At 70.1% G+C, this 12,928-nt stretch carries 12 protein-coding genes; 3 read left to right on the top strand and 9 right to left on the bottom strand.

Annotated elements, in window-relative coordinates; translation table 11 throughout:
- Positions 1-46: 46 nt before the first annotated feature.
- Positions 47-1,327: an ABC transporter substrate-binding protein gene (locus tag CHC05_RS26890; protein ID WP_179266389.1), complete on the bottom strand. Its 1,281-nt coding sequence runs from the start codon at positions 1,325-1,327 to the stop codon at positions 47-49.
- A gap of 169 nt (positions 1,328-1,496) precedes the next feature.
- Here CHC05_RS26890 and CHC05_RS26885 point away from each other — a divergent pair, with 169 nt between their 5' ends.
- The 3 genes from CHC05_RS26885 (at position 1,497) to CHC05_RS26875 (ending at position 4,572) form a co-directional block, all read left to right on the top strand.
- Positions 1,497-2,528, top strand: coding sequence for a Gfo/Idh/MocA family protein (locus tag CHC05_RS26885; RefSeq protein WP_089253436.1), 1,032 nt, complete (start codon positions 1,497-1,499; stop codon positions 2,526-2,528).
- A gap of 108 nt (positions 2,529-2,636) precedes the next feature.
- Entirely contained in the window at positions 2,637-3,878 is a 1,242-nt protein-coding gene (locus CHC05_RS26880) for an MFS transporter (protein WP_089253355.1), read from the top strand.
- A complete protein-coding gene (locus CHC05_RS26875; protein ID WP_089253354.1) occupies positions 3,865-4,572 on the top strand; it encodes a tetratricopeptide repeat protein in 708 nt (235 codons plus the stop codon). Before CHC05_RS26880 ends, CHC05_RS26875 begins: the two co-directional genes overlap by 14 nt.
- On the opposite strand, the gene CHC05_RS26870 is transcribed toward CHC05_RS26875, so the two are convergent.
- The 8 genes from CHC05_RS26870 to CHC05_RS26835 all read right to left on the bottom strand — a co-directional run bounded on the left by CHC05_RS26870 (position 4,569) and on the right by CHC05_RS26835 (position 12,849).
- Complete coding sequence (locus tag CHC05_RS26870; RefSeq protein ID WP_144022788.1) at positions 4,569-4,904, bottom strand: hypothetical protein; 336 nt, start codon at positions 4,902-4,904, stop codon at positions 4,569-4,571. The two genes, CHC05_RS26875 and CHC05_RS26870, sit on opposite strands and share 4 nt — an antisense overlap.
- Before the next feature lie 82 nt (positions 4,905-4,986).
- Complete coding sequence (locus CHC05_RS26865; protein ID WP_089253352.1) at positions 4,987-5,328, bottom strand: PadR family transcriptional regulator; 342 nt, start codon at positions 5,326-5,328, stop codon at positions 4,987-4,989.
- Between the two features lie 79 nt (positions 5,329-5,407).
- Positions 5,408-6,322, bottom strand: coding sequence for an RNA polymerase sigma-70 factor (locus CHC05_RS26860; protein WP_089253351.1), 915 nt, complete (start codon positions 6,320-6,322; stop codon positions 5,408-5,410).
- The gene (locus CHC05_RS26855; RefSeq protein WP_089253350.1) at positions 6,323-7,264 is read right to left on the bottom strand and encodes an NAD-dependent epimerase/dehydratase family protein; all 942 of its coding nucleotides are present in this window, start codon (positions 7,262-7,264) and stop codon (positions 6,323-6,325) included.
- Positions 7,265-7,456: 192 nt separating this feature from the next.
- Positions 7,457-9,253 carry a CocE/NonD family hydrolase gene (locus CHC05_RS26850; RefSeq protein ID WP_089253349.1) on the bottom strand — a complete coding sequence of 599 codons (1,797 nt, stop codon included), beginning with the start codon at positions 9,251-9,253 and terminating at the stop codon, positions 7,457-7,459.
- Positions 9,254-9,366: 113 nt separating this feature from the next.
- The gene (locus CHC05_RS26845) at positions 9,367-9,780 is read right to left on the bottom strand and encodes a hypothetical protein (RefSeq protein ID WP_089253348.1); all 414 of its coding nucleotides are present in this window, start codon (positions 9,778-9,780) and stop codon (positions 9,367-9,369) included.
- Positions 9,777-10,310 (bottom strand): signal peptidase I, encoded by a 534-nt coding sequence (gene lepB, locus CHC05_RS26840; protein ID WP_089253347.1) that lies wholly within the window; start codon positions 10,308-10,310, stop codon positions 9,777-9,779. The genes CHC05_RS26845 and lepB overlap by 4 nt, the downstream gene beginning before the upstream one ends.
- A gap of 268 nt (positions 10,311-10,578) precedes the next feature.
- A complete protein-coding gene (locus CHC05_RS26835) occupies positions 10,579-12,849 on the bottom strand; it encodes an ATP-binding protein (protein WP_089253346.1) in 2,271 nt (756 codons plus the stop codon).
- Positions 12,850-12,928: the final 79 nt, after the last annotated feature.

Genomic DNA, 12,928 nt, shown 5'->3' with positions numbered 1-12,928 from the left:
TCGGTAGTGACGGGGATGCGCACCGGGCGCATCCCCGTCCGAGCCGCTACTTCTGCTGCTGCGGCCCGTACCAGGCCGACAGGCCCTTCTGCAGCTCCGCCGTGGCGTCCTGCGCGCTCATGTCCTTTGTGTACATGAGCTGCAGCACCCGCCAGACCTCGTCGTCGAAGGGCGGCGTGCCGGCGCTGAGCCGGTCGAGGCCGAGCCGCGGCGTGAGCTTGGCGCCCTGCTTGAGATCCGCGAACTCCTGCGCGAGCTTGTTGGTGTAGGTGACCGGCTCCTTGCCCATGGAGAAGAACCCGGGCAGCTTGTTCACGTACAGCGAGAGGAACTCGGGCGTCGCGGTCCAGGCGAGGAACGTCTCCGCCTCGGCCTTGTGCTTGCTGGCCGCGCTGATGCCGATCGCCATGTCCGGCATCTCCTGCACGTAGCGCTCGCCGCCCGCGGTCGCCGCCGGCGGGCCGAAGACCCCGACGTTGAGGTTGCCCACCGCGACCTGGTTGATGTCCCAGGAGCCGTCGGGCAGGATCGCGGCCTTGCCGAGCGCGAACAGCTGCGTCATGTCCGCGTACTTCAGGCTCTCGGAACCCTTTGGCAGGTACGGCTTCCAGGCGTCGAACGCGTCGAAGGCGGCGACGAAGTCAGGGTCCGTGACCTTCTTGGTGCCCTTGATGAGCCCCTGCCGGCCGTCCTCGCCCTTCCAGTACGCCGGGCCGATGCTGTAGAGCCCGTTGTAGGCGAGCTGCCAGGACTCGGCCGAGCCGAGCGCGAGCGGCGCGTACTTCCCGTTGTCCTTGACCGCCTTGAGCACCGACAGGAATTCGTCCTGTGTGGTCGGCACCTTCAGGTTGAGCTCGGTGAAGATGTCCTTGTTGTAGAAGAAGCCGGCCAGGACCGCGGCGGTCGGCAGGCAGTAGGGACTGCCGTCGTCGCCGGCCCACGGGTCCAGGGCGAGCTGGTCGAAGGCGCCCAGCATGGGCTTGCCGTCGAGCTTCTCGAAGTAGCCCTTCTTGATCCAGGACCGGTTCACGTCGTACGGCCGGCAGGTGATCAGGTCGGGTCCGGTGCCGCCGTCCACCTGAGACTGGATCGCGGCGTTGTATTCATTGGTATTGGTCGGGGTGAACTTGACGTCGATGTTCGGGTGCGTCTTCTCGAAGGCCGGCAGGATCTCGTCCTGCCACATCGCAAGGTCCTCGGTGCGCCAACTGCCGAGTGTGAGGACGACCTTGCCGGAATCACCGCCGCTCGCCGACGGGGAGCAGCCCGAGGTCAGGACGACTGCCGCCGCCGCGACCAGCGCAACGGACGCACGGAATGCACGCATGGAGTTGCCTCTCGTCATCGTTGCCATCGCGCGGCTCCCCCCGGTGGCCGGCGCCTGGTGCGGGAGCATATACAGGTAGACCCAGTGGTAACAAGAGGTACAGCTTTGGTTTGTAGTGATGCTAGGGTGCGGGTCCACCGCGTACCACTTGTTGGTTTTGGAGGGATCCATGATCGGGGTCGGCCTGCTGGGGTCCGGGTTCATCGGCGAGACCTACGCCGAAGCGCTCGACGACGTCCGCGACGCACGGCTCGTGGCGCACTACTCCCGCTCCCCCGAGCGGGCCGCCGCCTTCGCCGCGAAGCCGGGGCGGGACACGAGACCACACGACACCATGGCGGCGCTGTGTGCCGACCCGGCCGTCGACCTGGTGATCGTGGCCCTGCCCAACGAGGTGCACCTGGAGGCCGTGCGGCTCGTCGCCGCGGCCGGCAAGGGCGTCATCTGCACGAAGCCACTGGCCCGCACGGGTCCGGAGGCGGCCGAGATCCTCCAGGTGGTTGTTTCCGCTGGGGTTTGGCACGGGTACGCCGAGAGCGCGGTGTTCTCCCCCAACCTGGCCAAGGCACACGAGATCGTGGCGGCCGGCGGCATCGGCGACGTGCTGTGGTTGCGCGCTCGCGAGGGACACTCCGGGCCGCACGCGCCCCATTTCTGGGACGCCGAGACGGCCGGTGGTGGCGCGCTGCTCGACATGGGCTGCCACACCATCGAGTCGGCCCGGCATTTCTTCGGCCGCGACAACCCGATCGTCGAGGTGTTCGCGTGGGGCGCCACGATGGCCCACCAGGACAAGACCACCGGCGAGGACACGTCGATCGCGCTGCTGAAGTTCGCCGGCGGTCAGGTCGCCTCGATCGAGAGCTCCTGGGTCGAGCAGGGCGGCATGCAGCTGCGGCACGAGATCGTCGGCAGCGCCGGGCGCCTGGTCACCGACACCGCGTCGACGCCGGTGTGGGGCTTCATCACCAAGCCGGTCGGGTATCTGGTGGAGAAGGCCGACGCGGACACCGGCTGGGTCTACCCGGTGCCGGAGGAGACCCGGGCGTACGGCTTCTCGCAGGAGATGCGCCACTTCGTGGAGCGGTTCGCGGCCGGCGAGCCTCCACTGGAGACGTTCCACGACGGCTGGGTGGTCAACACGGTCGTGGACGCCTGCTACCGCTCGATGAAGTCGGGCCGGTGGGAACCGGTCGCTTGACAGGCTCCGGTATACCGGTGGGAGAGCAGTCTCTTCACGGGGAGGAAGACATGGCCAGCAAACCCACTAAGAAGAAGAAGGTCCGTCGCGGCCTCTCGCTCAACCACAATGAAACGCTGGTCAAGATCCGCAAGTAGCTGGGTACCCCGGCTCTCGCCCCGCGCCTGGCTCGTCCTGGGCGGCGACGCCATCTCCGCTCTCGGCAGTGGGCTGACGTTGCCGTTCCTGCTGGTCTATCTGCATCAGGTGCGGGGCATCGGGCTCGGGGTGGCCGGGCTCATGCTGTCCACTGTGGCCCTGGCCGGCCTGGTCGGAAACCCGGCGGGTGGCTGGCTCGCGGACCGGATCGGAGCACGGCGCGCCGTCATCGCCGGCCTGGTGGTGGCGGCCGCCGGCGCCGTGGCGCTCGCGCTGGTGCACACGGTGTGGCAGGGGTTCGCCGCTACTTTCGTCTACGGCGTCGGCATGGCAGCGCTGCTGCCGGCGCAGGACGCGCTGCTGGCCACCACGGTCTCGGCCGCGCAACGGCCGCAGGTGTTCGCCGTGCGGCACGCGACGCTGAACGTGGGGCTCAGCGTCGGCACGGTGCTGGGCGCGTTGATCGTGAGCTTCCAGACGCCGTCGACGTTCGTGCTCTTGTTCCTGCTCGACGCGGCGTCGTTCCTGGTGTTCGCGGCTGTCCTGGCCCGGCTCGCCGACGTGCGCGTTGATGCGACCGCGCCCTCGCTCGTGTCGGGCAGCTACCGGGACGTACTGCGGGATCGGCTGTTCCTGCGCATGTGGGTGCTGGTCTTCCTGCTCGTGATGGCGGGCTACGCGCAGTACCACGCGGCCTTCCCCGCGTACGCCACCTCGATCGGTGGTCTCAGCCCGCGCGTCCTGGGGCTGGCGTTCGCCGCGAACATGGTGACCGTCGTGGTGGCCCAGCTGGTGGTGTTGCGGCTGATGACGGGTCGACGCCGCACTCGGGGCATCGCCTTGGCGGCCGCCTTCATGGCTACGGCTTGGGCGGTGACCCTGTTCGCCGGCTGGCAAGCCGTTCCGCTGCTGTTCGTGGCGGCGATGGTGCTCTTCGGGATCGGTGAAACCCTGGTCTCGCCGACGGTCCCGGCGATCGTCAACGACCTCGCGCCGGATGCGCTTCGGGGGCGCTACAACGGGGCGTACGCGCTCGCCTGGACCGTCGGCTACATCGGCGGGCCCGGGGTCGCGGGCCTGGTGATCGCCGCCGGCCATGGGCAGGGCCTGTTCGCCGTCCTGATCGCCACGCTGGGGGTCGTCGCTCTGCTGGCCTGGAGCGTGGGCCGCCGACTGCCAGTGAAGGCGAACCTGATCGATGCCACCTCCTGAGGAGCCTCTAGAGGTCGCCGAGCGTTACAACGCGCTGGCGGTCACCTACAAGCACCTGGGCCGGTTCGACGAGGCCCAGGCGTTGTACGAGCAGGCGCTAGCGATCATCTTGCGAGTCCGGGGCCCGGACCACGTCGATCTGGCCAGCATCTACCACAACCTCGGCGGGCTGGCCCATGCTCGAGGCGCGCTTTCGGAGGCGGAAGGACCGGCTCGCCGGGCGGTCGAGATCCGGATCAGGGCGCTGGGCGCCGACCATCCCGACGTGGCCGCCGACAAGTGCGCCCTGGCCGCCATCCTCGACGGCCTCGGCCAGGACGACGAGGCGGAACGGCTCCTCCACGAGGCGCTGGCGGTCTTCGAGCGGATCCACGGTCCTGACGACTACGAGGTCGCCGTGTGCCTGCACAACCTCGCGAGCCTCCATCACCGGCGGGACGAGCTTGCTCGCGCGGAGCCGCTCTATCGGCGTGCGCTCGCGATCAAGGAGGAGACACTCGGGCGGGACCACGCCGAGCTCGCGACCACGCTGACGAACCTCGGAACGCTGTGCCACCAACAAGGTCTGGACACTTCAGCGTTGTCGTTCTACGAGCGCGCGATCAAGGTCCTGGAAGGCGTGGTCGAGGACGACCATCCGACCTTGATCGCGTGCCGCCTCCAACGAGCAGCGCTCCTGTCGCCGTCCGGTTAGCCAGCGACGTCGCGTTTACGCTGCCGGCCTTGCATGACGGTCGCGACGACGAAGGCCACCACCGAGAGGACGACGAGCAGCAGGGCCGGCGCCACCACGCCCGTGATGTCTTCGCCGGTGCCGCGGGCCAGCAGCATGACCGTGACGATGCCCGCCACCATCAGGCCGGCGACGGCCAGTGCCGCGAACTTGACGATCCTGAAGACGTTGCTCGTCATCGCCAGCCTCCCAAGGTCTGTCGCACGCTCCCGGACGATGCCCGCGAACGTCTCGGTGAAAATCCAGAGGACCCCGGCCCGCTCGCGACGGAGGTCGGTGAACGTCTGCTCCATGCTGACCGCGAACCGTTCCCGATAAGGCTTCGGATAGAGGCGGAGCAACCGCCGATACCAGCGCGCGTATCCGTCCACGGTTTCACGCCCCCGCTGTCTTGGGCAGCCGCTCGCGTGCGACCGCGACGACCTGGCGATAGCGCTGGAGCTCCGCCGCGAGCGTCTGCTGCCCGAGCGCGGTGATCCGGTAGTAGACGCGGCGCTCGTCGTCCAACTTCGGGTCGATCTTCTTGTCGCTCTCGGAGATCAGCCCGGCGTCCGACATCCGCCGGATCGACCCGTACAACGTGCCCGGTCCCATCTTGACCTTGCCCCCGGAGTCGGACTCGACCTGCTTCATGATCCCGTAGCCGTGGCGCTCCTCGGCGGAGAGCGCGAGCAGGATGTGCAGCACCGCCGGAGTCAGAGGTCCGCTGCTCGCCATGAGCCCAAACTATATCCGCGACGGATATACGTCAACCGGTGCGGACTTCGGTCCGAAGCGACCCCCAGGGCCGGGTGTGTCACCGGCGACGGCGGGAGGCGCGGACCAACGCCTTCGCGTCTCCGACCTGGCCCAGGTGGCGTAGCTTGTCCGGGTTGACGACCGAGTGGATCGTCTGGATCTGGCCGGCGCCGATGTCGAGGCTGATCACGGCGACGAGCCGGTCCGCCGAGTCGAAGGCGAGTGCGCCGGGCTGGCCGTTGATCTCGGTCAGTTCCAGCCGTACGCCGAGGCGCGGCAACGCGGCCAGACCGACCGACAGCGCCTTGGCGACGCGCTCCCGGCCGTTGACCGGCTGCGCCAACGCCGGAGCCTTGCCGCCGCCGTCGCCGTGCAGCGCGACGTCCTTTGCCAGCAGCGCCTCCAGCGCGGGCAGGTCTCCGTTACCGGCCGCGGCGAAGAACCGCTCGGCCAGCTCTTCGCGCTGCCGCCGGGTGGAGTAGTAGCGCGGCCGACCCTCGCGAACGTGTGCACGGGCCCGCGCGACCAGGTGCCGAGCGCTGTCGACGTCGGCGTCGAGGATCTCGGCGACCTCCGGATACGGGTAGTCGAACACCTCCCGGAGCAGAAACGCGGCGCGCTGCGCGGGTGAGAGGCTCTCCAGAAGGACCAGGAAGGCCATCGAGAGTGAGTCGGCGGTCTCGGCCCGGTCCGCGGGCGACGGCCCGGTGACCATCGGCTCCGGAAGCCACTCGCCCACGTACCGTTCGCGGCGCGACCGCGCCGAGCGCAGCTGGTCGATGCACAGCCGGGTGACCAACGTCGCGACGTAAGCCCGCGGCGAGGCGATCGGCTCGTCCCGCCGCTGGGTCTGGTGCATGCGCAGGAACGCCTCCTGCACCACGTCCTCGGCCTCGCTCACGCTGCCGAGCATGCGATAGGCGATGGCCACCGCCCGCGGCCGCAGCTCCTCGTACAACTCCGATGTAGACATTCAGAGCCCCGAAGCGAAACCGGTGCGCCAGCTCGGGAACCGCAACGTCCAGCCCAGCTCGCGCTTGGCCTTCTCGCTCGAGATGCCGGGCGCCCGGGTCATCATGTCCACGGCGAAGTCGCCGGCCAGCATGCGGACGAGCCAGGCCGGCACCCGACGCGGCGGCTTGGCGCCCAACGTGTCGGCCAGGTAGGGCAACCACTCGCGCACCGCGGCCGGCTCGTCGTCGGCGACGTGGTAGATGCCCGGCTTTCCGCGTTCGATTGCCGCCACCGTCGCCGCCGCGGCGTCGCTGATATGCACCATCGACCACACCCCGGCGCCGCTGCCGATGATCGGGAACCTCCGTCGGCGTACGCCGTCGGTCAGCACGGCGTCCGGCGCAGCGCTGAGGTCGGTGCCGGGTCCGTAGAAACCGCCGTAGCGGATGGCGATGCCGTCGGCCCAGCCGATGCCCGTCACCGCCTCCTCCAGATGCCGCAGTGCGGCGACCAGTGGCACCGCGTCGGCCGGCGGGGCGGGCTCCAGCCTGGCGTCCTCGTCGACGACCGGCGCGCCCGCCCGCTCCATCCACAGTGAGTTGCTCTGTGCGACGAAGGTACGCACGCCGACAGCGCGGCCGGCGGCCAGCAGGTGGTCGGTGCCTTCCGTACGCAGCCGGTTCGTGGCTTCGAAGGTCCGCTTCGCGTGCCTGAAGTCCGCCGGCCCGCTCAGCGCCGTGAGCTGGTGGACGATCACCTCTGGCTCGGCCCGGGCCACCGCGTCGGCCACGGCGTCCGGGTCCAGCGCGTCGACGACGACCGGCTCCGCCCCGAGTGCCCGCAGGGCGTCGGTCTTGGCGACCGAGCGGGTGGTGCCGACGACCTCGTGACCGCGTGCGACGAGTTGCGGAACGAGCTCACTGCCGATGGCGCCGGACGCTCCGGCGATGAAGATCTTCATGACGCCTCCTTTTGGTCGGGCTCACCAACTGGAGACGAGACAGGCTCCACGATTATGAGCGATAGTTAGCCAGGTCACAGCCACAGGAGTCACTCGGGCACCGTCAGGTCCGCCACACCTGACTCTTACCCCGCCGGGTCCGAACCTCACGGCGGATGGCCGCCCCGGGCGGCGGGGCGGCCATCCAGCGGCCTAGTGCCGTGCCGCGAGCGAGAACGTGCCCGCGCCCACGCCCGTGAGGGTGCGGGTGAACTGCCGCAGGTACGTGTCGAGGAACGGCGATCGGTCGCCCTGGGTCGGGGCGTCGAAGCGGGGGTTCTGCAGGTCCAGGCTCAGCCGGGCCCGGGTCACGTCGATCGTGTTGCCGCTCGGGGTGTCCCGCCAGCTTCCGCTGCCGATCGTTCCCAGCTGGACCCCGAGCTGGTGACCCACCTCGAACGTCCAGTCGGTCGACTTCAGGTCGAACGCGACCTTGCCCGCCCGCTCGATCAGCGCCACGTTCTCGTCGAACATCACCGAGGTGCCGTCCGGGGCGACGTCCCACAGCCGCACCATGACGTTGCCCGTCGCGCTGGCGTTCAGCGTGAGCCGTGGCGTCGCGGTGATCCGGACCCGGGACGTGACCGGCGTCGACCAGCTGAAGTAGCTGTGCGTGTCACCGGCCGCGACCGACGGTGCGACACCACGGGCGGCCAGCGGCGCCGGGTCCACATAGTGCTCCATGTCCCACCGCTGGTCGTCGGACGCCAGGGCCAGCGTCGAGGCGATGCCGTCGTCCACGTACTGGCCGTCCTCCAGCCGGGCCTCGACCGACGACGAGCGCGGCGGCCACGTCGACTCGGTGCGCCAGGCGCCGGTGTTGTCCTCGATGGCGTACGCGGGATCCTTGACCGCAGGCTTGACGCCCTTGAGGTAGCGGTCGTAGAACCGCATGACCTCGTCGAAGAACCCGGCCCGGCCCTGCAGCAACTGCCCGTCGCCGTTGGTCTCGTTGCCGCGCACGTGCTCCCACTGCCCCAGCCAACCGCGCTCGACGCCGTGGTGGTTGTCGAGGTAGTCCTCCATGTCCTCGGGCTTCGTGTTGTTCTCGATGAAGCCCTGCGTGACGAAGAGCGGCGTGTCCGTGCCGCGGGCGTCCGCCGCGAGGTTGCGGTCGCGCCAGTAGCGCGAGTCCAGGTCGGGGTTGTTATTGTTCGTCAGGTTGTCGCTCAGGCACTCGGGGTGCGCCACCTCGTACGCGGCATTGGCCTTGTAGCGGTCCGTGTCGTCGGACAGCGCCGCCATCGTCGCGATGCCGTTGTAGGCGTTGGGCGTGCCGGTCACGTTGGGCCGCGGGACACCGTTGCTGAACAGGTAGTTGTACATGTTCCACACCGGTTCCTGCGCCACGACGGCCTTCAGCGCGTCGAGCCGCAGGTTGTTGCCCACCAACCCGGTGACCGCGTCGTACGACTTCCCGTACATGCCGACCTTGCCCGTCGACCACGGCTGGCTGGCCGACCACTGGATCGCGGCCTTCACGTCCGCCTGCTCGCCGGGGCCGACCCAGTCGAGGCACCCGGTGCTACCACCGAAACCGCGCAGATCGACCATGACGTACGTGTAGCCACGGGCGAAGAGGTTCGTACCGCTGGTGAAGTCCTCGAACCGGCTGGACGGGCCCGTCTGGGACCACCCCTCCGGCCCCGTCTGGCCGGCATGGCCGAAGTAGGGACCGACGGCGAGGATCACCGGCGTCCTCGCGCGGGCCGACAGATGTGCCGGTCGCAGGACGTCGGCGTGGAGCTCGACGCCGCTGTGGTCGGCGGATCGGAAGTAGGCCTCCGTCCACACTGCGCCCTCCGGGACGCGGGGGTTCTCCTCGTGGGTGATACCCGCCGGTGCCGACGACGGTGCGGCGGCGGCGGTCGCCGTGCCACTGACCGCGAGTACGGCTGTCGTGATCAGCGCTCCGATTGCGGCGGCTGTTGTCCGCCCGCGTACGTTCATCTGACCTCCCCGATCGATGATGTTCACTACGCACGCTAGTACGCGGACATCCGGTTCGGTCACGCCCATGAATGTCTTTTTGATCACTGCCATCGATGGGTGTAGCGGGTAGGTCAGTCGACCCCGTGGAACTCGATCAGCCGGCAGTTGTCGGGATCGCCGTCGAACTGGTAGAGCCAGGGCTTCTCGCGGTCGCCGGAGATCCACATTTGGAGGTCGTCGAGGCGCATGTCCTCGGTTGTCTCCGAGTCCAGGTCAAGGGTCCATTCGCCGTCGGCGGAGCCGTCCGCGAGCGTTGGCAGGTCGCTGGCGCGGTAGGTGCCGTCCGCGCGCAGCTCGATCCGCCCGCCCTGGGAGCTGGTGTAGGCGCCCGCCAGGTCCGACACCGTGATGTCGTCGGGTGCCGCGGGCGCGCAGCCGAACAGCCGGGAACATCCGGCCGCCGACGTGGGCACGAGCAGCGCCAGGGCAACGGCGGCGGCGAGCGGCCGCACTCGCCGGGCGCGGTCGCCGGCCATGGAGATCATTGGTCGATCATGACGGCCGTCACCGCGGTCGCCGGCACCGGCCCCGCACAGCGCGAGTCGTTCGAGGCCGCGCGGTTGTCGCCCAGCACGAAGACCTCGTCCTTCGGAACCTCCACCGGGCCGAAGCGGCGCGAGTCGCAGACGTCCGGGTTCGGCGGCGAGTCGAGGGGCGCGTCGTCGGTCACGTACGGCTCGTCCAGCGGCGCACCGTCGACCGTCACCTTGCCGGCCGGGTCGCAGCAGGCAACGGTCTCGCCGCCGACCGCCACGACCCGCTTGAGGAACGTCGTGTCGCGGTCACCCCATTTGCCGCCGCTCGGGCGGAACAGCACGATGTCGCCGTGCGCTGGGCGGTAGCCGTCGTCGACCGGGCGTGCGGTGATGACCTGTCCGGACTTGACCGTCGGCTCCATGCTGACGCCGCCCTGGGTGAACTGCTCGGGCTGGGCCGACACCGCCGTCGCGGCGTCGCCGCATCCGCTCGTTCCGATCACCGTGCCAACGACCAACAGCGACAGCAGCCTCTTCATCCGAGGGATGTTGTCAGATCGCCCGGCCGCGCGTGGGCCCGGTTTACCGTCCACCTTGGACCGGGCCTGGCCCGGCGCTAACCGGCGCCGGTGTCATGGCCACCGGAGCGCTGGCCATGACGACCGACACCGCAGCCGCGGCGAGCAGCGACCGAGCTCTCGTCGAGCCCTCCCCCGTTCGTCGCTCGCTCGGCGACCGTGCAATCAGGGTCACAAATGCGAGCTGCCGCCGCGAGGGCCGGAACAGGAACTAGACCGGAACTTCGGGTCAGCCCGCCGGGCCGTCTAGCCGCGCCCGGACGTCGGCCGCGTCCGGGTGGTCGATCTCCTCGAGTGTCGCGAGCGCCCGTCGCCACGCGCCGTGGGCCGCGTCGGTGTTGCCGGCCGCCTGGTGGGTGTCGCCCAGGTGCGTCAACACGATCGTTTCCACGTAGCGGTCGCCGAGGCCCTCGTACACGTCGAGGGATCGGTGGAAATGCTCGATGGCCTCCGGGTAGCGCGACAGACTGTGACAGATGTAGCCGATGCTGTCGAGGGTCGCAGCGGCGCCCGCCTGGTCGCCGATCTCCTCCTGGACCGCGAGCGCGCCCTGGCAGCTCTCCAGCGCGGTCGCCAGGTCGCCCCGCTGGGCGTGGAGCCAGCCGATGGCGTTGAGGGCGACGGCCTGCAGGATGCGGTGTCCGCACTCACGGGCGAGGGCGAGCGCGGTTTCCACGTACCGCTGGGCGTCGTCGTCCTGGCCCCGCAGGTCGGAGATCCACCCGAGCAGGAAGTTGGCGTGGGCCAGGCCGGCGATGTCGTCGACGGACCGGTAGCCGTCCAGCGCGCGGTGGCAGTGCTCGACGGCGTCGTCGTACCTGCGTCGCTGTGCCGCCAGGCGGGCCAGGAAGCGGTGCGCGAACGCCTGCGCGGACGCGTCGCCGAGTGTGGTGGCGCAGTCGAGCGCCGTCTCCAGCGTGACCTCCCAGTCACGCCACTGCCCGCGGTTCTCGAAGTAGTCGGCCGTGGCCCAGGCGAGCTGCCAAGCGTGGCGCTCGAAACCGGTGTCTGCGGCGTGGGTCGTTGCCGTGACCAGCACCCTGCTCTCGCTGTCGAACCAGGTGAGCGCGTCCTGCCGCTTCCCGAGCGGCTCGGCGACCACACCGGGGAGCGGCGCCGGGATGGTGATCGGGTCGCGACCCGGGTTGATCAGCATGGCCGCGGCCCGCGCCGTGTGCACGTAGTGGTCGAGGACCCGATGCGCGCCCTCCCGCCGGCGCGCGTCGTCGTCTTCGGCGTGTGCCCGCTCGGTGGCGTACCCGCGGAGCAGGTCGTGGAAGCTGTAGCGGCCGGCGACGTGCTCGGTGATGAGATGGGCGCGGGACAGCTCGACCAGCAGGCCCCGCACCTCCGCGAGCGGCCGACCGGCCATGCTCGCCGCCGCCTCGGCGCCGACGTCGGGGCCGGGGTGCAGGCCGAGCGACCGGAACAACCGGGCTGCGGGCTCGCTCAAGGCGTCGTACGAGCAGGAGAACAGGGCGCGGATGTTGGTCGCGTCGTCGCCGCCGTCGAGCGTGTCGAGGGCGTCCCGGCTATCGCGCAGGGCATCGGCCAGCGCGGCGAGCGAGGGCCGCGGGCCGACGGCGGCCCGGGCGGCGACCACCACCAGCGCGAGCGGCAGGCCGGCGCAGCGCTGGACGAGGTCGTCGACCGGCCCGGGCTCGGCGCTGATCCGGTCGGCGCCAAGCCGGCTGGCCAGCAGCAGTCTGGCCTCGTCGGCGGGCAGCGTGTCGAGCTCGAGCGGCCGGGCGCCCTCCACCGCGACCAGGCTGGTGAGCTGGCGGCGGCTGGTCACGACGACGACGCAGCCGGCGGTGCCGGGCAGCAACGGCCGCACCTGCTCGGCGTCGCGGGCATTGTCCAACACGATCAGGACCCGCTTGCCGGCCAGGACGCTGCGGAACAGGGCCGATTGCTCGCTCAAGCCCTCGGGAACCCGGTCTGGTTGCACGCGCAGGGCGTCGAGGAAACCACGGAGCGCGTCGGCCGGGTTCGTCACGGAGCCGGAGACGTCGAAGCCGCGCAGGTTGACGTAGAGCTGGCCGTCGGGGAACCGGCCCGCGACGCGGTGCGCCCAGTGCACGGCGAGGCTGGTCTTGCCCACGCCTGCGGTGCCGGACACCACCGCGACGCCCACCGCGCCACCGCGGCCGGTGTCGTCGAGGAAGGTGTCGAGTTGGCGCAGTGCGGCCGCCCGCCCGGTGAAGGCGAGGTCGGCGGGCAGCTGGGCGGGCGCTTTTGGTTTCGGTTTCGGCGGTGGCGCGTGTACGGCCGCCAGGAACTCTTCGCGGTCGGCCCCGGTGAGACCGAAGGCGTCGGCGAGCAGCCGCACCGTGATGGGCCTGGGCACGCCGCTGCGACCTGATTCGATCTTGCGCAGGCCGCGGACGGTGAGGCCGCTCTGGTCCGCCAGCTCCTGCTGGCTCAGCCCGAGCCTGCGCCGATGCTGGCGCACGACCGCGCCGATCTCCGTCACATCACCGCCCAACCACAGGCACATGATGCCACCAGGAAGCGACAGGCGTCGTTCTACTTTGGCCGCACATGGTCCGAAACGGCGGAGCACAACCTCCAAGCCC

Origin of the sequence: Asanoa hainanensis, from assembly GCF_900188485.1 — a bacterium.
In the GTDB taxonomy this organism is placed as follows: domain Bacteria; phylum Actinomycetota; class Actinomycetes; order Mycobacteriales; family Micromonosporaceae; genus Asanoa; species Asanoa hainanensis.
Note: the sequence above shows the minus strand (reverse complement) of the source record. Positions and strands in the feature narration are given on the sequence as shown.

Coding starts and splice junctions, on each gene's coding strand:
- CHC05_RS26885 (WP_089253436.1), top strand. CDS start 1,497: ATGATCGGGGTCGGCCTGCTGGGGTCCGGGTTCATCGGCGAGACCTAC.
- CHC05_RS26890 (WP_179266389.1), bottom strand. CDS start 1,327: ATGCGTGCATTCCGTGCGTCCGTTGCGCTGGTCGCGGCGGCGGCAGTC.
- CHC05_RS26850 (WP_089253349.1), bottom strand. CDS start 9,253: ATGAACGTACGCGGGCGGACAACAGCCGCCGCAATCGGAGCGCTGATC.
- CHC05_RS26880 (WP_089253355.1), top strand. CDS start 2,637: ATGAAACGCTGGTCAAGATCCGCAAGTAGCTGGGTACCCCGGCTCTCG.
- lepB (WP_089253347.1), bottom strand. CDS start 10,310: ATGAAGAGGCTGCTGTCGCTGTTGGTCGTTGGCACGGTGATCGGAACG.
- CHC05_RS26860 (WP_089253351.1), bottom strand. CDS start 6,322: ATGTCTACATCGGAGTTGTACGAGGAGCTGCGGCCGCGGGCGGTGGCC.
- CHC05_RS26835 (WP_089253346.1), bottom strand. CDS start 12,849: ATGTGCCTGTGGTTGGGCGGTGATGTGACGGAGATCGGCGCGGTCGTG.
- CHC05_RS26870 (WP_144022788.1), bottom strand. CDS start 4,904: ATGGAGCAGACGTTCACCGACCTCCGTCGCGAGCGGGCCGGGGTCCTC.
- CHC05_RS26845 (WP_089253348.1), bottom strand. CDS start 9,780: ATGATCTCCATGGCCGGCGACCGCGCCCGGCGAGTGCGGCCGCTCGCC.
- CHC05_RS26875 (WP_089253354.1), top strand. CDS start 3,865: ATGCCACCTCCTGAGGAGCCTCTAGAGGTCGCCGAGCGTTACAACGCG.
- CHC05_RS26855 (WP_089253350.1), bottom strand. CDS start 7,264: ATGAAGATCTTCATCGCCGGAGCGTCCGGCGCCATCGGCAGTGAGCTC.
- CHC05_RS26865 (WP_089253352.1), bottom strand. CDS start 5,328: ATGGCGAGCAGCGGACCTCTGACTCCGGCGGTGCTGCACATCCTGCTC.